The following is a 21,759-nucleotide window of genomic DNA, read 5'->3' as shown; positions in this document are numbered from 1 at the left end:
TTTGCTTCGGCATCGACAGGGCCGGTAATGATGATTATGTAAAATTTAAGGTGGTGCAAGTTTCAACCGCAAACGATGAGCCACCCGTTGTTACCCCATGCCAAACTCGGCGCGCGGGTGGGTTAGCTTTTGCGCAGCATTGCTATGAAAAACAGACCACCAACCAGCCCGGTCACAATGCCAATTGGCATGTCTTCGGGGGCCATTATGGTGCGCGCGGCGATATCGGCCCAAAGCAAAAAGATGCCACCGACCAGAGCCGATATCGGCAGCACGCGAAGATAGTCGCCGCCAACGAGCAAGCGCACAATATGCGGCACCATCAGGCCGACAAAACCGATCAACCCCGAAAACGCGACCATCACCCCGGTGATCAGAGCCCCGGCAACAAAGACCGCCAACCGAAACCGGTTGACCGAAATGCCTAGGGTTCTTGCGGTTTCGTCACCCACCGTCATGGCGTTCAATTTTGGCGCTTGCGCCCAGAGCCAAGCACCACAAATCAGCACAATCACCGCTGGATAGATCAGATGCGACCACTGGGCCAACCCCAGACCACCAAGCATCCAGAAGACCACCGTGTGGGTCGCCCGTGGATCACCTAGAAAAATCAAGATGTTGGCACCCGCCATGATGACGAAAGACACGGCCACGCCAGCCAAGACCAACCGGTCAGCGCTTGTTGCGACAGTCAATCGGGACACGCTTAGAACCAAAGCTGTTGCCATAAGCGCGCCGAGAAACGCCATTAGGGGCACCGTCAACAGACCGGCAAACAATCCGGTGTGCAGCAACGCCAGAATTGCCCCAAAGGCCCCGCCAGATGATATGCCCAACAGATGCGGATCGGCCAAGGGGTTGCGCGTCACGGCCTGTAACGATGCCCCGACCATCGCCAGACCAGAGCCAACCATAATCGCCAAAAGCGCCCGCGGGAACCGAATTTCCCATACGATCGCGGCGCGGCCTTTGGACCAATTTGGGGTGATGTCCGCCAAACCCGTCTGGGTCAAAAACACGCCCCAAACCGTTTCGATGGGCACGTTAACCGCGCCCACCGAGATCGCAATCGACAAAGACAGGCCCAAAACCACAAGACATCCAACCAGGACCAATCCCGTTGGAAGAGTTTTGCGCGCCTGCCCGTTTGTCATTTACTGACCCCAAAATCCGGTGGCCAATTTTTGGACGGCTTTGATGTTGCGTGGGCCCGGCGTCGCTTCGACATATTCGAGCACAACAAAACGATCGTTCTTGACCGCATCCATGTCAGCAAAAGCCGGGTTGTTTAACATGAACGCCCGTTTTTCTTCGGCGGTGACATTGCCATAGTTGACGATCACGACAACCTCGGGGTTGCGCTCGACAACTTCTTCCCATGTCACAGTGGCCCAGCTTTTCTCGAAATCATCCATGATGTTGCGACCACCGGCGGCTTCGATCAGCGCCGTTGGCATGGCATAGCGACCGGCGGTAAACGGGGTATCTTCGCCGCTATCATAGACAAACACGCGCAGCGGATCGCCCGTGGTCAAGGATGCGGAAAACGCCGTGAGTTCGGCCTTGTAACCGGCAACCAACTCTTGGGCCTTGGCCTCGACGCCAAAGATTTTCCCGAGGTTCAGGATGTCGGTGTACATGTCATCCATGCTGACCTTGGGTTTTTCACCGATATGAATACAGCTTTCGGTCAGCTCATACACGTTGATCCCAAAAGGGGCGAGCGTCTCGGGGGTCACTTCGCCGCCGACTTTCATGCCATAGTTCCAACCGGCAAAGAAGAAGTCCGCATCAGCGCCGACAAGGACTTCTTTGGATGGATATTTCGCCGAGAGTTCTGGCAAGGCTTCGACGCCGGCGCGCATCTCTTCGTCGAGGGTTTTCCAACCGGAAATACCGGTATAACCGACCATTTTATCGGCAAGGCCAAGTACGAGCATCATCTCGGTGAGATTGACATCATTCGAGACGGCGGCCTTTGGGACGGTGTCAAAGTTGACCTCACGATCACAGCTTGTGACGGTGGCCTGTGCAAGGGCGGAGGTGGCCATCAAGGACAGGCCAAAAGCCAAAGAAACGGGGTTCATAGTTTTCCCTTTGGATCAGTTAAAGTGCGTTGGAAGGTGAAAGGTCAGGTGCTGCTTGCGGCTCAGACTAAGCTGTTCGTGTTGCGCACGGACCAGAAAGGTGTCCGATATCAAATCGTCCTGCAGGACGTCGGCTGGCGGGCCAAACCCGCGTGGGTATCCATCCTGAAGAAGCAGAACCCGGTCACAGAGATCCACCGCAAGATTGAGATCATGGAGCGAGGTGACGATGGTCAGGTCAAGATCACAGATCAGGTGCAGGACTTCTAATTGATGCCGGATATCGAGATGGTTTGTCGGTTCATCGAGAACCAGAATTTGCGGCTCTTGTGCCAAGGCCCGAGCCACCATGACCCGCTGGCGCTCTCCTCCCGAGAGTGTCGATAGGCTGCGGTCGGCAAAGCCACGCAGGTCCATCCTCTCTAACGCGTCTTCGATGATCTGTGTGTCGTGTTTGCCCGGTGTCGCAAAGCCACGACGATGCGGCACCCGGCCAAGAGCGACAATTTCGCGCGCCGTCAAGGCAAAATCCGTTGGCTGTTCCTGCAACACAGCGGCGACCTTGCGCGCGGCCTCTTTCATCCCAAGCGCGCGCAGGGATACCCCATCAATGCGAACCTCGCCGGTTTGGGGTTGATTGTAGCCATAGATCATCCGCAACAGCGTCGTCTTGCCCGCGCCATTAGGCCCGACGACCCCAAGCACTTGGCCCGCTTCGAGGTCGAATGTGGTTTTGTGCAGCAAGAGAGGCGCGCGCCGACGCGGTGCCCAACTGACGTTGTCGACGGATAGGGACGCGGCGCTCATGAAACGCGATCCGCTGTTTCTTCTAGCGCAATGATCGTCGCGGGAATGCGTGCCAATGTTGATTTGCGCAGCTTGCCCGGTCGATCAACCGATGAACACCAGCCATCATGCAACACCGCGTATTGGCGTGCAAAAGCCACCAGCGCCTCAACATCCTCATCGGGATCAATATCGCCAAAGAGGTACGACGCCTTGCGCGTCGCGTGATAGGCGACCGTGCAAGGATGATCACAGCCCGCCATGCAAGCCGTCCCGGCAATCTCGAAATCTTCTGAAACACTGTCGCCTGCCGCGGCAATCGCTTGGCGAAGTCGATCAATAAGCTCGTAACCCGGCTGACAGGTTTTGCCCTTGTGTCGACAAGACGTGCAAACGGTTATTCTATGTGTGGTCGTCCGGTTCATGTCGCCCTCCGCGAAATCGCGGAGCACTTGAATGGAACCAAGCCACGCCTTTAGCCCAAGCCAAAAGTGACATGTGGTCTCCTTCCAGGGCACCCCGCCCGGTGTGAGTTGCAGAATCGAATGCGGAACACATCCGAGATGGCAGGTCTCCTGACTCGCGGCTCGATGCATCCCCCACCTTCCCGGGCGCTGTTTGACCAGTCGCCTAGTGGTGTTTTGGGGTCTGCTTGCCGCTTACAGTTGCGGGGGCAGTCACGGAGTTGGCGCCTGATGGCTACACCGCACCGTGTTCCCTTTTCATCCCAGACGACTTTTGCGTCCGAGAACCATCACAGGCGTAGATGACGGCTCTGCTTCATCCTGTCAATCTGAATCTCGCGGTGGCAAGATGCCTTTGCGGGCGGGTCAAAACTCGGATTGGTTTCGGAGTTTCAGGCCGTTTTTCTGGGCATGTGGTTTGTTGAGAGCAAGGCGAAAGCAGCCGTTTCGCGCCCCAATCGGCCGGTTTTCCGAGATCGTCAGCTAGATCAAGGCGTCTTTGTCCAACCCCAGTTTGACAATCTTTTCGTTCAATGTGCGCCGCCCAATGCCAAGCGCTTCGGCGGCGGCGTCCATGCGGCCCTCATGGGCCTTGATCGCCTTGGCGATCAGTTCACGTTCAAAGGCGGCGACGGCTTCGCGCAGGGTGTCGGGGACATCGTCAAATTGGGTGTCGGTCTGGATCGCGTGGGTCATCGACCCGCCCCCACGCCGCGCCGCAAGGACCCGCCGCTCACAGGCATTGCGCAATTCGCGGACATTTCCGGGCCAATCATGCGCCAGCATCACCGCCACATCGTCTTGGCTTAGCTCCGGCATGGCGACCTCATAAATCCGGCCAAACTCGGCCAAGAAATGCGTGGCCAAAAGGCCCAAATCATCGCGGCGCTGGCGCAGGGGCGGCAGGGTCAAAACCAGCGTATTGATCCGGAACAGCAAATCTTGACGCAACCGGTTTTCAGCCACGGCAAGGGTGACGTCTTCGTTGGTGGCCGACACCACACGGAACGTCACCGGGACGGGATGGGTCGCGCCGACGGGCAAGATTTGCTTGTCCTCAAGCACGCGCAGGAGCTTGGCCTGAACCGGCAGTGGACAGGAACAGATTTCGTCCAAAAACAAGGTGCCGCCCGAGGCCGCAACAAGGCGCCCTTCGGTTTCCCCCGACACGCCAAACATCTCGGCCTCAAACGCCTCTGGTGACAAGGCGGCGCAGTTCAGCGCCAAAAACGGCGCATCCGGGTTGGCCCCCAAATCATGCAACGCACGTGCCACCAGCTCTTTGCCGGTACCGGTTTCGCCGGAGATCAACGCAGACGCCCCCGTATCGGCCAAATCCAAAATGTCACGACGCAGATCGGCCACCACATCGGTTTGCCCCAACAACACCCGATCAAGCCCCGAGAGATGATACAAGCGTTGCCGCAGCCGCACATTGCTAATGCGCATCCGCGATTGTTCGGCGGCATGTGTGAGAACGGTCAAAAGGCGGCGCGGCTCATAGGGTTTTTCAATGAAACTATAGGCCCCTTGCTGGATCGCTTGCACCGCCATCGGAATGTCCCCATGGGCGGAAATCAACACCATCGGCGGGGCTTCGGCACGATCCAAACTGGCCAAAAGTTCCAGCCCGGACATGCCCGGCATCCGCACATCAGACAAGATCACGTCGGCCTGAAAATGCCCTAGCGTATCGGCAACCAAGGCCGCGCGCGCCAAGGCCTGCACCTGCCAGCCAGCGGCCTCAAGCAATTCGACAAGCGAAAGCCGCATGGATTTGTCATCATCCACAACAAGAACTTTGAGAGCGGGTTGCTGGGTCATTTTGCCGGTCATTCTGAGGGGCTTTCTAAGGGCGGCACGGGAAAGGTGACGCGGAATATCGCCCCGCCTTGGGCGGCATTCATCGCGCTCATGGTGCCACCGTGATCTTGGACAATGCTTGAGGAAATCGCCAGACCAAGCCCCATGCCACGCCCGCTTTCGCGGGTTGTCACAAAGGGTTCTTGCAGCTCAACTAGGGTTGCTTCGCCAAGGCCATGGCCATTGTCCCTCAGCTCAAAACTGATGTCCGTGTCTGTGCGGGCGATGGTCAGAAACAGGGATGGGTCATCGCACTCTTCGACCGCGTCCAAGGCGTTGCGCAGCAGGTTTGTCAGGACCTGTTCAATGCGAAGTCGGCTGCCGCGCAGGGTTGCGGGGCTTTCGGGCATATCGATGGTAATCTGCGCACCCAAAGTGGTAACATTGGGTTCAACCAAGGCCAGAGCGGCCCGAGCGGCATCGCGCAAATCAAACTCCTTGAACGCCTCGCTGTCAGAGCGCGCAAAGAATTTAAGTTGCCGGGTGATCCCTTCCATACGGTCCACCAAACCGGTGATTTTACCAAGAAAGCCGGGCTGGGCCTGACCGCCAAATTCAGCTGCAACCAAATGATTGCGCATCGCGGCAATCGGTTGACCGAGTTCATGGGTAACAGAGGCGGATAGCTGTCCCAAAGCGGCCAGTCGGCTGGCCTGTTCCAGCTCGCTTTGCGTGCGTTTCAAGCGACGTTCGGCGGTACGACGATCTTCAATCTCTACGGCCAAACGTTCATTGGCTTTACGCAGCTCGGCCTCTTCGCTTTCCGACCGACGCAGGGCCGCGCCCACCCGACGGGCGCGTTGCACCTGTGTCACGATCAAGGCCAAAGCGGCCGCAAAAATCACCAAGGCCGTCACCAACCAACTCCGGGTGGCGGCGCGATCATCGCTGGCGAAATAGTGCAATTGCCAACCATGCGGCAGCGCATCAGTGGTTAAATGAATACGCCGGTTCGGGCCAATCCGCGCCCAAGACTCCGCCTGTTCTTGCCAATCAAGTTCTTTAAGCGCCTGACCGGGAAATTGCCGCGCCGCAGTGATTGTTTCGCGTTGTTGCGCACTCAGCGGGTTAAGCGTTTTGTAGCGCCACTCCGGATCAGAGGACAGCAAGACAACCCCATCTTCGTTAGCCAACAACACCTGTTCCCCCGAGTTGCGCCAGCTGTCCTCGAGGGTGGAAAACTCGATCTTGATCGCAACAACGCCGCTAGGACCAGAGCGGCCCGCAACCGCATCAGCAATGAAATACCCCGGCAGTCCAGTGGTTGTGCCGATGGCATAAAACCGCCCCTGTCGACCGCTTAGCGCATCCTGAAAATAAGGACGAAACGCATAGCTTTGGCCGACAAAACTAGAAGGGGTGTTGTGATTTGAGGCCGCTATTGCCACCCCATCAAGCGCCATAAGATAGATCGCACCCAAGCCGGCCTGTTGCGAAAACTCTTCGAAACGCTGGTTAAGCGCCCCGGTCGCGCGCCCTTCTGCCGTGGCAATGACATGGCTGTCACGCGCCAAAACAAAGGTGAGATGGGAAAATCGGTCAATCTCGGCCGAGACCGAGCTTTGGTACAAAGACAACCGGCCCTGCGCCCGCGACAGCTCTTCGGAATGAAAATAGGCATAAGACACCCGAAAAACCACAATAGCAGCGATGAGGGTGGCCAGGATCGACAAAATGAACGGCAGTCTGCGCATCCTTTTCGACTGGCGGTTTTTTCGTAAAAAAGCAAGTAGTGCCTGAGAGACCCTGTCGTTGCAGCAAAGTATTAACTGATGCCTGTTAGTGACAGATTGCCGATGGATACCTATCTCTCAATCGTCGTTAACGGTTTGTAAATTGAGTCTGAGACAAGAATGCCAAATGACCTGCCCAACTTGAAAATGGATGGACCTTTGCGCAATGGGCGAACCGGAATGATTGCCCCCCCTCTGGCAAATGAAGCCGAACGTTTGGAATATTTGGATTGGTTGCAGCTGATCCGCTCTCCTCGTACGCCCGAATTTGATGCAATCACGGCTTTGGCGGCCGACATTCTTGATTGTCCGATCGCTTTGGTGTCCATCGTTGGTCAAGACGAGCAATGGTTCAAATCCAAACACGGCCTTGATGCCGATACGACGTCGCGCGATGTGTCGTTTTGCGCCCATGCTATGCATGGAGATGAGGTTTTCGTTGTTGAAGACGCCCATCAGGATGATCGTTTCCGTGACAACCCCTTGGTCACAGGCGATCCCAATATTCGGTTTTATGCCGGCTACCCCATTTCGACCGACGGGGTTACCAAGCTCGGCTCCTTTTGTGTGATTGATCGCAAACCGCGCGTTCTGACGGAAAAGCAAGAACAACAATTGAAGTTGCTTGGCATCGCCGTCGAGGGGTTATTGCGCACTTTTGAGAGTGAACGAATGGCGATCGACGCGGCCAAAACTGTCAACGACAAGGCCAAATTGGCCCATCGCACGGCGTCATTGTTGGATCGCATTACCGAGGTTTCTGGCGTTGGCGGCTGGGAGCTTTCTCTCGAAACGCAAACCTTGTTCTGGACGGATCAAACCAAACGCATCCACGATGTCCCACTGGATTATGACCCCAGCCTTGAAACTGCATTGGCGTTTTATGAACCAGAATCGGCGGATATGATTTCGGCAGTGGTTGGCGAGGCCATCGAAAACAAAATTGATTGGGATGTCGAAGCCGAATTGACGACCGCCAAGGGGCGAAAAATATGGGTCCATACGGTTGGCACCCCGTTGATCGAGGATGGCAAGGTAACCGGTCTAATCGGCACCTTCCGCGACATCACAGATCGCAAGGAATTTGAACATAAAATTCAGAAATCTGAGGCGATTGCCAAGAAAACCAGCATGGAATTGCGCACCATTTTGGACCGAATGGAACAAGGTGTTTCCGTGTTTGACAGCGACTCTCGACTGACAACATGGAACGACAATTACATTGAGATTTTTAACAAACCTGAACATGAAATTCGCTATGGGGTAACCCTACAGGAGCTTTTGGAGGCCGAAGCAAAGCGAGGGGATTTCAAACCTGACGTTCATGAGCATTTGGAGCGTCTGTATTCTCAACTTGCCCTTGGAGAGCCCGTCTCTGCTGAGTTCCGCCTTGGGAATGGCAGGATCATCGCGACAACTCATGCCCCTATGCCCGATGGTGGTTGGGTCGGCACCCACACCGACATCACCGAACGCGCAAATGCCGAAGAAAAGGTCCGGCATGCCTCACTTCATGACGCCCTAACCGGCCTCCCGAACCGCCTGAAATTAGAGGAAGATTTCAACACCTGGACCAAGGACGCTCTGGCGCATGGGGATGAAATCGCTCTGGTCATGCTAGATCTCAACAAGTTCAAAAATATAAACGACACCCACGGCCACCATGTTGGCGATAAGCTGTTGCAAAAGGTGTCGGACAGGTTGTGCGCCTCTGTGCGCACCGGTGATCTTGTTGCTCGACTGGGCGGAGATGAATTTGCCATCTTGTTGAAATGCTCGCCTAAAGATGCCGTCATCGTTCTGGAACGGTTGGCGAAAGTGATTGTCGAAACGCTTACTCAGCCCTTCGAAATCGAAGGGAAGCATCTCGAAATCGGCTGTAGTGTCGGCATTTCCTTGGCCCAGGCGACGGATTACGATTACGAAAGACAAATGCAGCAATCCGATGTCGCCATGTATAAAGTCAAACGGTCGGGTCAAAGCGGATTTGGCTTTTATAGGCCGCACTGACGGAGTGTTTGCTGCTCGCTCATCAAGAATTGTCTGAGTCGCTCTTATTGGACGCTAAACGACGTTTTGATTTGACCTTGTGCCAACGCCCATCGCCAATCATTATCGTCCGAAACGCAGACGCCCTAGGCCGACCTTGCACCAATGCCGTGTCGCACGACCTTGGCAGGCGTCGGTCCGATTGGAGAACCTGACATGATCATCGACGCCCATCAACATTTCTGGCAGATCGATCGCGGAGTGACCGATTGGATCGATGATAGTATTTCGGGCATTCGGCGCGACTATTTTCCCACGCATCTCGCCCCATACCTTGATCATTTGAATGTCGACAAAACCGTTTTGGTTCAAGCCGCTGAGACCGTGTCAGAAAACGACTTCATGCTGAGCCTGGCAGAGCAAGCCCCCTTTATCGGGGCCATTGTCGCTTGGCTTGATCTCAGCGACCCAACCGCCCCGCAAACCCTAAAGGAGTTGGCACAACACCCTGTGATCAAGGGTGTGCGTCCGGTGTTGCAAGGCATCGAAGACCCCGAATGGATCTTGCAACACAATGTGATGGAGAGCCTACGGTTGCTGCCAGAGCTGGGCCTGCGGTTTGACGCGCTGATCCAGCCGCGCCACCTTCCCAGCATCGACAAACTGGCCTGGGCGATTCCGACTTTGCCAATCGTCATTGACCATGCCGCCAAACCCATCATTCGCGGTGGCACCGATTTGAGCGATGACTGGCGACAAGGCATGGCGAAACTGGCCAAACATCCGCAAATGCATTGCAAAATTTCGGGTCTGGCGACCGAATTTGGCCCCGGCTGGTCTGCGGACACTCTCAAACCCACCGTTGATCACCTGATCACATGCTTTGGACCATCGCGCCTAATGTGGGGCAGCGATTGGCCGGTGCTTGAGTTGGACGGCTCCTATTCGCAGTGGTTCACGTGCCTGCAACACATGATTTCTGATCTCGGCCCTAACGAACAGGCCGACATTCTTGGCCAAACTGCCGCCCGCTTTTACGGAATCTGATTGCGCATATCGCCCCAGCGCTTAGGCGGCTTTGGGGCTAAAGCGGGCCGTGTGGGGATCAAGCTTGTAAAAGCCGCTGAAAGCGTGGGGATCGCGGGCCAATTCGGCAACCGCGTCGATGATTTGATCAACCTTGGTGTCGCTCATCAACGGCGAAAACCCAAGTCGCGTCCACCCCGGTTTCTCAACCTCTTGCCCCGCCAAGATTTCAGAACGCAGATGGTCAGATTGCTCGGCTGTGATGTCAAGCAGACGATGCGCATAGGGGCCAGCACAAGCACAACCACCGCGCGCCTGAATACCAAAAGCATCGGACAACATGCGTGTCACCAATTGTTGGTGCACCAATGCGCCAGAAGGATCGCGCATCTGAAAGGAAAAGATCGGCAAGGCGTTGGCTTTGGAATTGCCCAAAATCCGCAATCCCGGCGTGCGATACCATGTCATCAAGGCACGCTTGCGCAGAGCCGCCAAGCGATCAGAAATGAACGGCTGACCGATGGCATCCTTGACCATAAAGGCCAAAGCAGCGCGAATATCGCCGATCACATTCGGGGTGCCGGCCTCTTCGCGCGTGGCAAGATCGTCGGAGTAATCATGCGCCCATGGCGACACAAAAGACACCGTGCCGCCGCCCGGCAAACTCGGCGTGGTTTGACGCACCGCGGCCTTGCGTAGGATCATCACGCCCGATGCCCCCGGCCCACCAATGAACTTGTGCGGAGAGGTCACGATCGCGTCGGCAAGGCCGATATCCATGTTCATATAGGGGCCGCCGCCCGCGTAATCCCAAATCGCCAAGGCACCGTGCGATTTCAACATCCAGCTGACGGTTTTCACATCGGTCATGATCCCGGTGACATTGGACGCCGCCGAGAAACTGCCAATGATGTGGCGTCCTTGATTGGCCTTGAGGGCGTCTTCGAGCGCCATCATGTTAGGGCCACCGTTGTCGTCTTCTGGAATTTCGATCACCGTTGCGCCGCTTTCGCGCCACGGCAGAATGTTGGAATGGTGCTCATAGGGGCCGATCAAAACCACCGTCTCCGGCCCCGCGCCAAACAAATGCACCAACCGGTTAAGTCCAGCGGTCGCGCCCGATCCGGTGAAAATCACCGCGTGCCTGTCATCCGCGCCGCACAGCGCACCAATGATTTTGCGCGCCTGCGCCCGTAACCGCGTCATTTGCTGACCACAGAACGAGGCTTCGGTATGGCTGTTGGCATAGTGTGGCAAGACGTGGCGGGTGACAAAATCTTCGACCTGAACCAATGCACGGCCAGAGGCCACATAATCGGCGTATATCAGTGACTTGGGACCAAACGGACCGGAGAGTTCCATGCCCTCACCAATCAAACCCGCCCTTAGGCGACCGTGCACGTCGCTCCCATTTATTTGCTTTTGAAAGGCGAAAAAGGGGGATGATCGATCAAGTGAAAGGGGCATGTGAGGTCTCCTGCGTTGCGCTAGGAGGAGAATGCCCCTACTCTTTTCAATAATCCTCACCAACTTCTACGCCAATAAGGACTTTTAACTATCAAATGAACGATGAAACCCTAGATAACCTCGACAAAGCTATCTTACGCGCCTTGCAACGTGATGCGTCCTTGTCGCAACGCGAATTGGCCGAGAAAGTCGGGCTGTCGCAAAACTCATGCTGGCGGCGGCTGACCAAATTGCGCCAGATCGGTGTGATCACCGGACAAACCATCCGGCTCGATCCGCAGGCTGTTGGCTTGGGGTTGACTGTTTTTGTCATGCTGCGCACCCGACATCATTCGGCGGACTGGCTTGATGCGTTTCGCCGTTCTGTGCTTGCTATTGAGAACGTCATCGACTTTTTCCGCATCGCCGGGGACTATGATTACATGCTCAAGATCGTGGCGCGGGATATGAATGATTTTGACCGGATATATCAGCGCTTGATCCGGGATTTTGAGCTTGAATCCGTCACCTCCTATATCACCATGGAAGCCCTTGCAGATGGGCGTGATTTACCGGCCTAGGAAGCTCGCCAAGCCCGTATCAAGCCGGCCCATTCGCACCCTTGCTCTGGCCAAAGCTGATGGTATACCAAGACCACCGGTAGCGGTACCATAAGGGAGTGAGACGATGCGGCAGACTTGGCGATGGTTTGGACCAGCGGACATAATAGACATGGCGGCCCTGCCTCAGGTGGGTGTCGAAGGCGTGGTGTCGGCCCTTCATCACATCCTTCCCGGTGCGGTTTGGACGCAGGAAGACATCAAAAAACGCCAACGCGAAATTGCCCACCCTAACACTGGCCCTACCGGCATCACTTGGGAGGTGGTCGAAAGCCTTCCGGTGTCGGAAACCATCAAAACCAAAGGCCCGGATTATCACGCCCATATCGAGGCTTATCGCGAAAGTATGCGCAATCTGGCGGCCTGTGGGCTTGAGGTGATTTGTTACAACTTTATGCCGGTTTTGGATTGGACCCGCACCGATCTGGCCAAGAAAATGCCCCATGGCGGTACCGCGATGCATTTTGACGTCGTTGATTTCGCTGCTTTTGACCTTTTCATCCTAGAACGCCCCGCCGCACAGGCGGAGTTTAGTGCCGAGACAATCGCCACCGCCAAAGCCCGGTTTGACGGTTTGGATGACATCCAACAACGTATGTTGCAAAATAACATTGTTGCCGGATTGCCCGGTGCAAATGACAATTGGTCGCTTGAGGACGTGCGCGGCCATCTCGCCAGTTATGACGCCATTTCCGCCGATCAATTGCGCGCCAATCTGGTGGATTTTCTAAACGAAGTGACGCCCTTGGCCGAGGAGCTTGGGCTGCGCCTGTGTTGCCATCCCGATGATCCACCGTTTCCCTTGTTGGGGTTGCCGCGCATCATGTCGACCGAAGAAGATTATGCGAAAATCTGTGCCGCCGTTGATAGCCCGGCCTCAGGGATCACCTTTTGCACCGGCTCGCTGGGGGTTGATCCGGCGTTTAATCCGGTGCGCTTTGTCGAACGGCTTGGCGATCGCATCCATTTTGCACATCTGCGCAATACCACGCGGATTGCCCCACATGATGGCGACAAATCCAGCTTTTACGAGGACTTACACCTTAATGGTGACACCAACATGGTGGCCACAATCCGCGCGCTGATGGCCGAAGAAGCCAAGCGCAAGGCGCAAGGGCGCAGCGATTGGCAAATCCCGATGCGGCCCGACCATGGTCAGGACCTGCTCTATGATCTGCAACAAGGAGGTCAGCCCGGTTATCCGCTTTTGGGGCGGATGCGCGGGCTGGCGGAATTGCGAGGCGTGATGGCGGCTTGCGCGTCTTAGGCGCGAAACTCTAGTTTCGCATCCGGGAACTGGGCCAAAACCTCGGATGCGTCGCCCATCAGGCAGAGCGCCGTCGACAAGCCATCGGCCAAAGCCGCGGTTGATGCAGAGACCGAGACAAGACCATGGGCCGACATCTGGCCAGCGGGATGCAGAATATGCGACCCCTCGGCCAAAACGGTGCCCTCAGCGGCCGAGGTCGCAATGGCGCGATCGCTTAACTGAACCCGTTGCACGATTTCGCCGGTGGGAGTGGTCACGCCGAGCTTCCAAGGAGTGCCATCGGCGCGGGTGCCAAGGCCCATGACCTCCCCCATATCGACCAGAACATCACGTAGCCCATGTTCACGCAGACGCGCCGCGATCTTGTCGGTGATATAGCCTTGGGCGATGCCGTTGAAGGTCAATGCCTGACCTTTGCCAAGGGTCACGCGCGCGCTGTCATATTGGACTTGGTCCCAACCGATCAAGGCTTTGGCCGCCTCAACGTCACCCCGTGTTGCCTTGGCATGCCAAAGCGGCTGAATGCTCGGATCGAACCGGCCACCGGTGGCCGCATGCAGGCGCGTCGACAGGCTCAGCACCTGCAACAGATCAAACGATGGGGCCTCAAGCACGCCATCACGGTTCAGGCGCGATAACTCACTAGCGGGTTGGTACAGGCTGAAAATCGCCTCAAGCCGCAGGATTTCGGCCTCAACTTCGGCAAAGACCGCACTTGCAGCGGTGTCATCAAGCCCAACCAATTGCATCGACGCGCCAGCGCCCAACGCCCGACCTGACCAGCGCGCCATCGGCGTCGCCGCAGACAGGGGGCTAGCCGCCAAAGCGCCGGATGCGGCGGCTATGGTCAAAAATCGGCGGCGAGAAAAAACAGTCATGACGGGGTCTCCAACACTTGCGCCAGATTGACGGCGCCAAGCGCGGCGTCGTCGGGAATTTCGGACATTGGCAAGACCTGCCCGCCGTATTTTGTAGTGAAAGCTTCTGCGCCTTCATAGTTGCCAAATGGTACAATCTCTGGCGCACCCATGCCACCCCGAACCGGCGCGCCGACAACATATTGAGCGCCATCCGCCAAAATCCAGTTGCTGGTGCCCGGTTCTTCCCAACTTGCGGCCACGCTCATATCGCTTACGTAGACGGCAAGGATTTTGGCGTCGCGTTCCGGGCTTTTGAGATAGGCGACCATATCGCGGACCTGGGCGAAAAAGATCGGGGCGGGATAGCCTTCGAGATGGATTTGCGCCTTGGGGCCGCCGTGATCAGAGATGTTCATCTGACAGAAAAAGCTGAGCGCTTCGGCGGTCATGTCCACGGGCGGTGGCGGCGCTTTGGCTTCTTCTTCCTGACAGGCGGTCAATGTGAGTGTGACCAGAGCCAAAAGGACAAATCTCATGGTTCAATCCTCCGGAAGGCCAAACGCGCCGCCGCGAACCCAATCAGCGGCCACGCCAAGAGCGAGGCAGGAGCCGCCCAAATCGGCAAAGCCTGTGCGGCACCGGTCATGCCGCTGGTCAGCGCGACACCTTCGGAGGCCGCGATGTTCCAAACCCGGAAGGCGTCGGCTGGGTTGGCGACCATCAGCCAAGGGAAAATCGTTTGGGTAAAGCTGCCGCCTTCGTCCATCACAACCGCGCCCAAAAGGCCAAGGTCATAGAGAACCACAAAGATCAGCCACAGGCCCGCGCTCATCCCCGCCGCAGCGGTTGACGACGTGGCAAGCGACGACACCAAGTAGCCCAACGTGATGAACACGGCGCCCAAAATGATCGAGGTGGCGATGAGACGGGCCAGCGCCAGCAGGCTTTCGGCCCCTGCCCCACCGAACCACGCCGCCACCATCCCGGCAGAGCCGAAACCAATGACCATGGCAATGGCCAAGGCGCTTAGGTGGGCAATGAACTTGCCTAGCAGCACTTCGCCACGGCTGGCAGGGTACGAGAGTAAAAGGGCCAATGACCCGCGATCCGCGTCCCCAGCGATGGCGTCAAAGGAGATCATCAAGGCCAAGAGCGGGGCGAGATAGACACTCAACGTCGTCATCGACGCCACCGAAATGGTCAGCATATCGACGCCAAGCGCCCCGGTTGGCGCCGAACCAGCAAAGGTCAACGCCAGCGCAAACAGCACCATGATCACCGTGGCCACAACCAGCCATAGGTTGCGTTGCAGGATGCGCATTTCACAAGAGGCAATGGCAAGGGCGCGGGTCATGATAAATCCTCCGATGCGTCTTGGGCCGCGAAATGGCGGTACAGGTCTTCAAGCTTGGGCGGGGTGATTTCGAGATCAGCCACCGCGTCGCCTAAATCGGTGATCCGGCGCAGCTGGGCCATTTTGTCATCTGGGGTACAGTGCAGTTCCACCGAGGCACCGTTGATCCGTTGCCCACCAATTTGCGCCGCAATCGCATCGGCATTGTCGGTGGCCCGCACCCGCAAGCGGATCGGCAATCCGGCGCGGCGCGACAAGCCAGTCAATGTGTCATCAGCGACCAAATGGCCCTTGCTCATGATGGCGATACGATCGGTGCGCGCCTCGACCTCGGTCAGCGCATGCGAGGCGATGAGCACCGCCGTCCCCTGCCCCGCCAGTTGGTCAATAATCGCATAGAGATCTTGGCGCGAAATCGGATCTAGCCCGCTGGTCGGTTCATCAAGCAAAGCGACGGCAGGTTTGCCGAGCAAAACCTGCGCCAAACCAAGTCGTTGCCGCATGCCCTTGGAATAGGTGCCAATGCGACGATCCAAGGCATCGGACAGGCCGACACGCTTTAGCAAGCCAGCGACATCGGCCTTGGCCCCGTCAAGCTTGGCAAACAAGGTGAGCTGTTCCCGCCCGGTCAAAGCCGGGTGAAACGACACGGCTTCGGGCAAATAGGCGGTTGCGCGACGGGCCGCGCCGGTTCCGGGGGCCGCGCCGTCAACGGTGATCGCGCCGCTATGAATAGGCGTCAATCCAAGTATCGACTTGATCAGCGTCGATTTACCGGCTCCGTTGTGGCCGAGCAGAGCCACACGTTCGCCCGGTTGAACCATCAGCGACACATCGTTCAAGACGCGCGTCTTGCCACGATCTTTGTCAACGTTGGATATATTCAAAACATCAGCCGTCATGGGGGACCTTTCGAAAGGCGTCGGGTTTGACGGGTTTCATAATCGGGTGGCTATCGACCACCCCGCCCGGCAACAGCGCCGGAAATGCGGATTGCGACCAACGTACCAGCTGAACCGCCGGTGACCCTAGCAACAATTTCGCGCTTGGCTGGGTCCAAAGCACGTGATCCATGCTATCGTTGGGGCGATAGGGCTGATCGCCGATCCCGTCGCCATCAACGTCAAAGCTGGCATTATCGGACCAATAGTTGCCACGGCCATTTTCGGACCATTCGTGCCAATCGGTCGAAACCAGTTTCACCTGTGTGCGGTTGCCAACAAAGGCATTGCCAAGGATGCGGTTATCCTGAGACCCGGCGGTGAAATGGATGCCAATCCCACAGCCTTCGAACCAATTGTCGGCAAAGGTGTTGCGGTTGGAATTATAGAGGAAGGAACATTTTTCCTTGGCGCCACGGACATAGTTGCCGCGGATTTCGGATTTGTTCGCATAGTTCATCATCACCCCATGTTCGCGGTCATCAATCGACACATTGTCGGTGACTTTGACGTTGGTGGTGAACATCACCGCATAGCCCAAATCATTGCCGATCGAGACATTGTTGGCGACGATGGAGTTGTCGGCATACATATAGTGAACTGCAAAACGCAGATCGCGGAACAGATTGTTGGTAAAGGTGTTTTTCTTGGAGGAGTTCACGAAAATCCCATCGCGGCCCCACCGAATATCGTTGTTGTCAACCGTGGCACCGGGGGCGTTCCAGACGTAAACACCATTGCCGCGAATGTTCATGTGGCGGTCAAGGCGCCCTTCGATTCGGTTGCCTTGGACCATGGAGTCTTTGGCACCATGGATGTCAATTCCGTAGAGATTACCCAAGACCACATTGTTCAAAATCTGCGGCGCATAGGCGGTTTTCTTGAGCTGAATGCCGCTATCGATGGTGTCATGGCTGTCGCCTGACCCTTGGACAGTTACGTTTTGCACGGTCACGCCGTCACCGGTCACGGTGATCACGCTACCGCTGCCACCGGCGTCAATAATCGCATGGCCTAAGCCATCCAAAATCATCGGCCGATCCAGCACCACATTTTCAAAATAGGTGCCAGAGCCCAGGCGGAGGGTGTCACCATCCGCCGCCTGAGCCAAGGTTTCAGCAATGGCTCCGTCCCGCACTGGGACATCCCAAACCTTGGCCGATACTGGGGAGAAAACGACCAAAGCTAGGAATGTTGAGAGGGACAGGAGCCAATGCATATCTTAGGCCTCGCGTGGTTTTACGAACATACGGCCGCGCATTTCCATGTGCAGCGCGTGGCAGAACCACTGGCAATAGAACCAGTGAACACCGGGACGTTCGGCCACAAAGGTTACCGATGCGGTTGCCTGTGGGGCCACTTCCATGGCGACACCAAAGTTGGCCATACAGAACCCGTGAGTTACGTCATCAACGTCGTCGAGGTTGGTGACATAGACGGTGACTTCGTCGCCTTGATTGACCTCAAATTTCTCCCACGAGAAGACCGGCGCAACCGATGTCATATAGACACGTACTTTGGTTGGATCGTCCTTGTCGCGGATGATTTCTTCGGCACCATCTTCCAGATCAATACCATCGGCTTCGGCCTGAATGCGGGCATCTTCCCACATTGGGTCATTGCGATCCCAAACATCAAGCGGCGTCACTTTGGAGCGGTGAACAATGATGCTATCGTGAGGTTCAGCAAAGGTTGGGCCGTCATGGACAACCTTCATCTTGTCGCCGGAAATGTCGATCAGCTGTTCGTTTTCAGGCTTGAGCGGACCCACATTCAAGAAGCGGTCTTTCGAGAACTTGTTCATCGAAATCAACCACTTGCCGTCAGCTTCGGAGGTTTCACCCATCGAGGTTGAGTTGTGACCGGGCTGGTAGTGTACGTCGACCTTGTCTTTGATCGGGTCAACGTCGGAACCACCATAAGACGCGATCGCGTCTTGGATGTTCCACTTAACCACTTGGCTATCAAGGAACAGGGTGGTGTAGGCGTTGCCACGGTTGTCAAATGCGGTGTGGAGCGGGCCAAGACCCAGCTGAGGTTCTGCAACAACTGCGCTGCGTGGATCGGCGTCCGCGTCAAACAGAGCGTCGAGTTTTTCCACGTCGATAACCGACACGGTTGGCGACAGTTTGCCGTTGATACAGATGTGACGCTTGTCCGGTGCCGCGTTCACGCCGTGTGGCGAGTTCGGGATCGGGATATAGCGGGTCAGTTTGCCCGGCGCACCTTTGCGGCCATCAACAACTTTGACACCCTTAAGCTCTTGGTAATCGCCATTGTTAACCGCTTCTTCGATGGCCTTGATGTTGAAAACAACAACGTGGTCAAGCTCGGCTTCGGTCATCTCGGCAAGGGTCATGCCCATTTCCGAGTTGTACGAGGTTGAGAAGGCATATTTGCCTTGGTAATCACAATCGGTGTTGTCGAGGTTCCCCGACACGATCACCTGCCATGCAACTTCCATTTCGTCACCGTCGATGGCGGTGAAGATGTTCACATACTGCTCTGGCTCATCCAGAATCGTGCCATCATTGACGAGGGGTGCTTCGTGCTCGCCGTTGGCAAAGACATAGCCGGTGCGTGGAAATTTCTGTGGACGCAAACCGTGGATGTCATGTGCGTTGGGAATCTCGATGATCTTGTCGCATTTCATCACGTCACAACGCACACGGGCCACACGGGTGTTGGCTTTGTCGTTCATGAATAGGAAACGGCCGTCATAGGTGCCGTCGGTGAACGACATATGCGGGTGGTGCAAATCGCCGTTGTCATAGGTGACCTTGCCGTTTGCGGCGAGGTATTCCTTGGTTTCAGGCAACAGGCCTTCGGTGAGAACCTTGAGCGATTCATTGGTTTGACCCCAGCCGGTGGCCGAGCAGCGGTTGAAGACCGGAATACGCATCAATTCGCGCATGGATGGCATCCCAAGGATACGCAATTCGCCGGTCTGACCCGAGGACCAGAAGCCGTAGTATTCATCAAGGTCACCTGGCGCGAGGTGCCAGCTCGCGGCGGTGGCCGCCTTGGCTTCGCTTGCGCCCAAAAGGGCAGAGCCGACGCCAGTCGCTGCAACAGCAGCACCGGTCGCGGTCGCGCCCAATAGGCCGCGGCGTGTTACCGACATTTTTTCATTGGTTTCTTCGGACATTGGAGTTCCTCCTTCACGAAACATTAGTGGGTTTGGCATTTGGGTGATTTGTCGGCGGTGTTCCCGCAGGAACCTTAAGTTCCGCCGACCCGACCTTGGCACGCCGTTTGACTTGGCGGATCACGACCGGACATTTGGTTTCCGACTGGTAGAGAACCTGACAATGCAGGCAGTCGACACATTCATTGGGGTTGATCTCACCGGTGGGGTGGATCGCCTGAACCGGGCATTCATTGGCACAGGTCTGGCAGGGAGAGCCGCATTCTTTGTACCGGCGCAGCCAGTCAAACATGCGAATCCGTGCCGGGATCGCCAGCGCCGCGCCAAGCGGGCACAGATAGCGGCAGTAAAAGCGTTCGATGAACAGACCGGCCAACAGCAGCGCCAGAGCAAAGATGACAAACGGCCAGTCACGCACAAATTTCAAGATGATCGCGGTCTTGAACGGTTCGACCTCAGCATAGGTTTCCGCCAGCGGGATCGACACCATCGACAGGCCGAACAGACCCAAGAAGATCATGTATTTGACCGCCCAGAGCCGTTCATGCAGCCCCCATGGCAGGGTGATCTGAGGAACCTTAAAGGCGCGGGCGATCTTGTTGGTCAGCTCTTGCAGCGCACCGAATGGGCACAGCCAGCCGCAATAGGCCCCACGACCCCAGAACAACAGCGCCGCAGCAATGGCGAACCATTGAATGAACACCAGCGGGTCCATCAGGAACGCGTCCCAAGTAAAGCCACCTTTGAGGCTCCCAGCCAGCGCCATGAGGTTCACAACCGAGAGCTGCGCATTGGCGTACCAGCCGATAAAGAACAGCGACATGGTGAGAAACCCGATGCGGAACCAATAAAAGGTGCGCGCATTCATGGTGGCTTGGAACTGGAAGAAGAACGTCGCAGTCAGCACCAATAGCATCACGCCCAGCACAGCGATTTCAACCGTGCGGTCTTTCCAGATGCGCTGCCATAGGGCAGTTTTTGCGGCGGCTTCGGCGGTGGCATCATCCACCACTTTTGGCGCAGCGGCCTTGGGCAGCAAGAAACGTTCCGGCAGTTTGTAGCCAAGGTCGAAGGTCAAAAAGACACGTTCAAGCGCGCCAACAGACCGTTGCGCCAGCAGTTGCAGCCGGAAGGGTTCGGTAGGATCAAACTCGGCATCTGCCGGGATTTTGAAAATGTCGAGCTCAACAAAGCTGGGGCTGTCATCCGTGGCCAGCTCGCCAAGACGGCGTTGCTGTTTGTCAAAGAAGCGAACCGAATTGTCGCCCTGAATAAGCTGGATACGGTCAAAAATCCCGCCGCGAACATAGCCCGACCCCTTGAAGCTATAAGCCCCACGACCAAGAACCAAAATCGCCTGCTCACCCTCTTCGAGCCATTCAAGCATGTTGTTGTACTCGGCCTCGCCCAACAGGGTTTTGCCGATGCTGGGCACCGAAACCAGCGCCAGATGCATATCGATATAGGTGTCACCGGGTTCGCCCGGTTCGGGGCGTTTGGCGGCACGTGGATCGGGCATGACCTCAAAGGCTTTGTTGACCTGACCAATGTCCAAGGTCATGCGACGCACCGAACCGTCACCCGACAGGGTGGTCCAATCGGACATCTCAACCTTGGCCATATCGACCTCGCGACGCGGACCATCGCGGGTTACCGGGGCAAGCCCCCCAAGGCCAAGCGCGCGCGACACTTTGATACCGCCCCGGACGAGGCTGTCATCAATGACCATAATCGTTACGGTCGCGCCAGAGATGATATCGAGATCGTGGGATTCACCGCCCGACGCCGCCTCGGCCTTGAGATCAAGACCGGTATAGCCTTCGGTCAGTTTGACCATTTTCGAGTTGGGAATACCGATCAACACAATTGGTTCAGAGTGTTTGACAAGTTTGACGCCGGTGAGAACCGCGTCATTGTCGATAGCCGCAACAACGTGGATCGGTTTGCCCGAATACCCGGTGGTGCCAACAAAATCAGAGGTTAGGAAAGCCCATGCAATGGTCTCGCCCCCTTTGAGGATAGGAGCGACCTTTACATCATCGCGAACCGGGCCAAAGGCATCTGCGCCGGGGGCCAATTCGGAGGGAACCAAGTCAGGCAAAAAGCTGTCTAGGCTATCTGCAAATGCTGGGGCCGTCATTGCCACCAGCCAGAGCAGGCCGATTTTCATGC

General features: G+C 56.6%; 18 protein-coding genes and 1 riboswitch. Of the genes, 4 read left to right on the top strand and 14 right to left on the bottom strand.

The genetic code is table 11. The annotated features are described in order from the left end of the window. Positions 1 to 122: 122 nt before the first annotated feature. The 6 genes from Q1A43_RS10730 to Q1A43_RS10705 form a co-directional block, all read right to left on the bottom strand. Entirely contained in the window at positions 123 to 1,154 is a 1,032-nt protein-coding gene (locus Q1A43_RS10730) for an iron ABC transporter permease (protein ID WP_299923317.1), read from the bottom strand. Continuing rightward, a complete protein-coding gene (locus Q1A43_RS10725) occupies positions 1,155 to 2,087 on the bottom strand; it encodes an ABC transporter substrate-binding protein (protein WP_299934933.1) in 933 nt (310 codons plus the stop codon). A gap of 15 nt (positions 2,088 to 2,102) precedes the next feature. Continuing rightward, on the bottom strand, positions 2,103 to 2,894 hold the full coding sequence (locus Q1A43_RS10720) for an ABC transporter ATP-binding protein (RefSeq protein WP_299923311.1): 792 nt from the start codon (positions 2,892 to 2,894) through the stop codon (positions 2,103 to 2,105). Beyond that, the gene (locus tag Q1A43_RS10715; RefSeq protein WP_299923308.1) at positions 2,891 to 3,298 is read right to left on the bottom strand and encodes a DUF1636 domain-containing protein; all 408 of its coding nucleotides are present in this window, start codon (positions 3,296 to 3,298) and stop codon (positions 2,891 to 2,893) included. Before Q1A43_RS10715 ends, Q1A43_RS10720 begins: the two co-directional genes overlap by 4 nt. A gap of 122 nt (positions 3,299 to 3,420) precedes the next feature. After that, a riboswitch (cobalamin riboswitch) is annotated at positions 3,421 to 3,644 on the bottom strand. Positions 3,645 to 3,820: 176 nt separating this feature from the next. Continuing rightward, positions 3,821 to 5,161 carry a sigma-54 dependent transcriptional regulator gene (locus Q1A43_RS10710; protein WP_299923305.1) on the bottom strand — a complete coding sequence of 447 codons (1,341 nt, stop codon included), beginning with the start codon at positions 5,159 to 5,161 and terminating at the stop codon, positions 3,821 to 3,823. 8 nt (positions 5,162 to 5,169) lie between these two features. Continuing rightward, positions 5,170 to 6,894: an ATP-binding protein gene (locus Q1A43_RS10705; protein ID WP_299934931.1), complete on the bottom strand. Its 1,725-nt coding sequence runs from the start codon at positions 6,892 to 6,894 to the stop codon at positions 5,170 to 5,172. 159 nt (positions 6,895 to 7,053) lie between these two features. Between Q1A43_RS10705 and Q1A43_RS10700 the strand changes: the two genes are divergently transcribed. Both Q1A43_RS10700 and Q1A43_RS10695 read left to right on the top strand, forming a co-directional pair. Then, positions 7,054 to 8,943, top strand: a complete 1,890-nt coding sequence (locus Q1A43_RS10700) for a diguanylate cyclase (protein WP_299934928.1) — start codon at positions 7,054 to 7,056, stop codon at positions 8,941 to 8,943. A 195-nt stretch (positions 8,944 to 9,138) separates the two neighbouring features. Further along, positions 9,139 to 9,969, top strand: coding sequence for an amidohydrolase family protein (locus Q1A43_RS10695; protein ID WP_299923296.1), 831 nt, complete (start codon positions 9,139 to 9,141; stop codon positions 9,967 to 9,969). Positions 9,970 to 9,990: 21 nt separating this feature from the next. Here Q1A43_RS10695 and Q1A43_RS10690 read toward each other — a convergent pair whose 3' ends face one another. After that, positions 9,991 to 11,415 carry an aminotransferase class V-fold PLP-dependent enzyme gene (locus Q1A43_RS10690; protein ID WP_299934925.1) on the bottom strand — a complete coding sequence of 475 codons (1,425 nt, stop codon included), beginning with the start codon at positions 11,413 to 11,415 and terminating at the stop codon, positions 9,991 to 9,993. A 95-nt stretch (positions 11,416 to 11,510) separates the two neighbouring features. On the opposite strand from Q1A43_RS10690, the gene Q1A43_RS10685 reads away from it, so the two are divergent. Together Q1A43_RS10685 and uxuA are read left to right on the top strand one after the other, a co-directional pair. Further along, the gene (locus tag Q1A43_RS10685) at positions 11,511 to 11,975 is read left to right on the top strand and encodes an Lrp/AsnC family transcriptional regulator (protein WP_299934922.1); all 465 of its coding nucleotides are present in this window, start codon (positions 11,511 to 11,513) and stop codon (positions 11,973 to 11,975) included. A 106-nt stretch (positions 11,976 to 12,081) separates the two neighbouring features. After that, a complete protein-coding gene (gene uxuA / locus Q1A43_RS10680) occupies positions 12,082 to 13,281 on the top strand; it encodes a mannonate dehydratase (protein ID WP_299934919.1) in 1,200 nt (399 codons plus the stop codon). Here uxuA and Q1A43_RS10675 read toward each other — a convergent pair. Genes Q1A43_RS10675 through Q1A43_RS10645 form a run of 7 tightly spaced genes read right to left on the bottom strand, consistent with a single transcriptional unit; the run spans position 13,278 to position 21,757 of the window. Continuing rightward, complete coding sequence (locus tag Q1A43_RS10675) at positions 13,278 to 14,162, bottom strand: FAD:protein FMN transferase (RefSeq protein WP_299934915.1); 885 nt, start codon at positions 14,160 to 14,162, stop codon at positions 13,278 to 13,280. The genes uxuA and Q1A43_RS10675 overlap by 4 nt on opposite strands. Further along, the gene (locus Q1A43_RS10670) at positions 14,159 to 14,680 is read right to left on the bottom strand and encodes a nitrous oxide reductase accessory protein NosL (protein ID WP_299923286.1); all 522 of its coding nucleotides are present in this window, start codon (positions 14,678 to 14,680) and stop codon (positions 14,159 to 14,161) included. The genes Q1A43_RS10675 and Q1A43_RS10670 overlap by 4 nt, the downstream gene beginning before the upstream one ends. Beyond that, the gene (locus Q1A43_RS10665; protein ID WP_299923284.1) at positions 14,677 to 15,498 is read right to left on the bottom strand and encodes an ABC transporter permease subunit; all 822 of its coding nucleotides are present in this window, start codon (positions 15,496 to 15,498) and stop codon (positions 14,677 to 14,679) included. The genes Q1A43_RS10670 and Q1A43_RS10665 overlap by 4 nt, the downstream gene beginning before the upstream one ends. Continuing rightward, on the bottom strand, positions 15,495 to 16,400 hold the full coding sequence (locus Q1A43_RS10660; RefSeq protein ID WP_299934912.1) for an ABC transporter ATP-binding protein: 906 nt from the start codon (positions 16,398 to 16,400) through the stop codon (positions 15,495 to 15,497). Before Q1A43_RS10660 ends, Q1A43_RS10665 begins: the two co-directional genes overlap by 4 nt. After that, on the bottom strand, positions 16,390 to 17,658 hold the full coding sequence (locus Q1A43_RS10655) for a nitrous oxide reductase family maturation protein NosD (protein WP_299934909.1): 1,269 nt from the start codon (positions 17,656 to 17,658) through the stop codon (positions 16,390 to 16,392). Before Q1A43_RS10655 ends, Q1A43_RS10660 begins: the two co-directional genes overlap by 11 nt. Positions 17,659 to 17,661: 3 nt before the next feature. Continuing rightward, a complete protein-coding gene (gene nosZ / locus Q1A43_RS10650) occupies positions 17,662 to 19,587 on the bottom strand; it encodes a TAT-dependent nitrous-oxide reductase (protein WP_299934907.1) in 1,926 nt (641 codons plus the stop codon). Between the two features lie 13 nt (positions 19,588 to 19,600). Further along, the gene (locus Q1A43_RS10645) at positions 19,601 to 21,757 is read right to left on the bottom strand and encodes a NosR/NirI family protein (protein ID WP_299935476.1); all 2,157 of its coding nucleotides are present in this window, start codon (positions 21,755 to 21,757) and stop codon (positions 19,601 to 19,603) included. Positions 21,758 to 21,759 lie beyond the last annotated feature (2 nt).

The organism is uncultured Pelagimonas sp., assembly GCF_947498515.1.
GTDB lineage: Bacteria > Pseudomonadota > Alphaproteobacteria > Rhodobacterales > Rhodobacteraceae > Pelagimonas.
This window is presented reverse-complemented; position numbering and strand designations above follow the sequence as displayed.

What these genes read in the sequence shown, in the direction of transcription:
- Q1A43_RS10730 (WP_299923317.1), bottom strand. Translation starts at nt 1,154, where the DNA reads ATGACAAACGGGCAGGCGCGCAAAACTCTTCCAACGGGATTGGTCCTG.
- Q1A43_RS10725 (WP_299934933.1), bottom strand. Translation starts at nt 2,087, where the DNA reads ATGAACCCCGTTTCTTTGGCTTTTGGCCTGTCCTTGATGGCCACCTCC.
- Q1A43_RS10720 (WP_299923311.1), bottom strand. Translation starts at nt 2,894, where the DNA reads ATGAGCGCCGCGTCCCTATCCGTCGACAACGTCAGTTGGGCACCGCGT.
- Q1A43_RS10715 (WP_299923308.1), bottom strand. Translation starts at nt 3,298, where the DNA reads ATGAACCGGACGACCACACATAGAATAACCGTTTGCACGTCTTGTCGA.
- Q1A43_RS10710 (WP_299923305.1), bottom strand. Translation starts at nt 5,161, where the DNA reads ATGACCCAGCAACCCGCTCTCAAAGTTCTTGTTGTGGATGATGACAAA.
- Q1A43_RS10705 (WP_299934931.1), bottom strand. Translation starts at nt 6,894, where the DNA reads ATGCGCAGACTGCCGTTCATTTTGTCGATCCTGGCCACCCTCATCGCT.
- Q1A43_RS10700 (WP_299934928.1), top strand. Translation starts at nt 7,054, where the DNA reads ATGCCAAATGACCTGCCCAACTTGAAAATGGATGGACCTTTGCGCAAT.
- Q1A43_RS10695 (WP_299923296.1), top strand. Translation starts at nt 9,139, where the DNA reads ATGATCATCGACGCCCATCAACATTTCTGGCAGATCGATCGCGGAGTG.
- Q1A43_RS10690 (WP_299934925.1), bottom strand. Translation starts at nt 11,415, where the DNA reads ATGCCCCTTTCACTTGATCGATCATCCCCCTTTTTCGCCTTTCAAAAG.
- Q1A43_RS10685 (WP_299934922.1), top strand. Translation starts at nt 11,511, where the DNA reads ATGAACGATGAAACCCTAGATAACCTCGACAAAGCTATCTTACGCGCC.
- uxuA (WP_299934919.1), top strand. Translation starts at nt 12,082, where the DNA reads ATGCGGCAGACTTGGCGATGGTTTGGACCAGCGGACATAATAGACATG.
- Q1A43_RS10675 (WP_299934915.1), bottom strand. Translation starts at nt 14,162, where the DNA reads ATGACTGTTTTTTCTCGCCGCCGATTTTTGACCATAGCCGCCGCATCC.
- Q1A43_RS10670 (WP_299923286.1), bottom strand. Translation starts at nt 14,680, where the DNA reads ATGAGATTTGTCCTTTTGGCTCTGGTCACACTCACATTGACCGCCTGT.
- Q1A43_RS10665 (WP_299923284.1), bottom strand. Translation starts at nt 15,498, where the DNA reads ATGACCCGCGCCCTTGCCATTGCCTCTTGTGAAATGCGCATCCTGCAA.
- Q1A43_RS10660 (WP_299934912.1), bottom strand. Translation starts at nt 16,400, where the DNA reads ATGACGGCTGATGTTTTGAATATATCCAACGTTGACAAAGATCGTGGC.
- Q1A43_RS10655 (WP_299934909.1), bottom strand. Translation starts at nt 17,658, where the DNA reads ATGCATTGGCTCCTGTCCCTCTCAACATTCCTAGCTTTGGTCGTTTTC.
- nosZ (WP_299934907.1), bottom strand. Translation starts at nt 19,587, where the DNA reads ATGTCCGAAGAAACCAATGAAAAAATGTCGGTAACACGCCGCGGCCTA.
- Q1A43_RS10645 (WP_299935476.1), bottom strand. Translation starts at nt 21,757, where the DNA reads ATGAAAATCGGCCTGCTCTGGCTGGTGGCAATGACGGCCCCAGCATTT.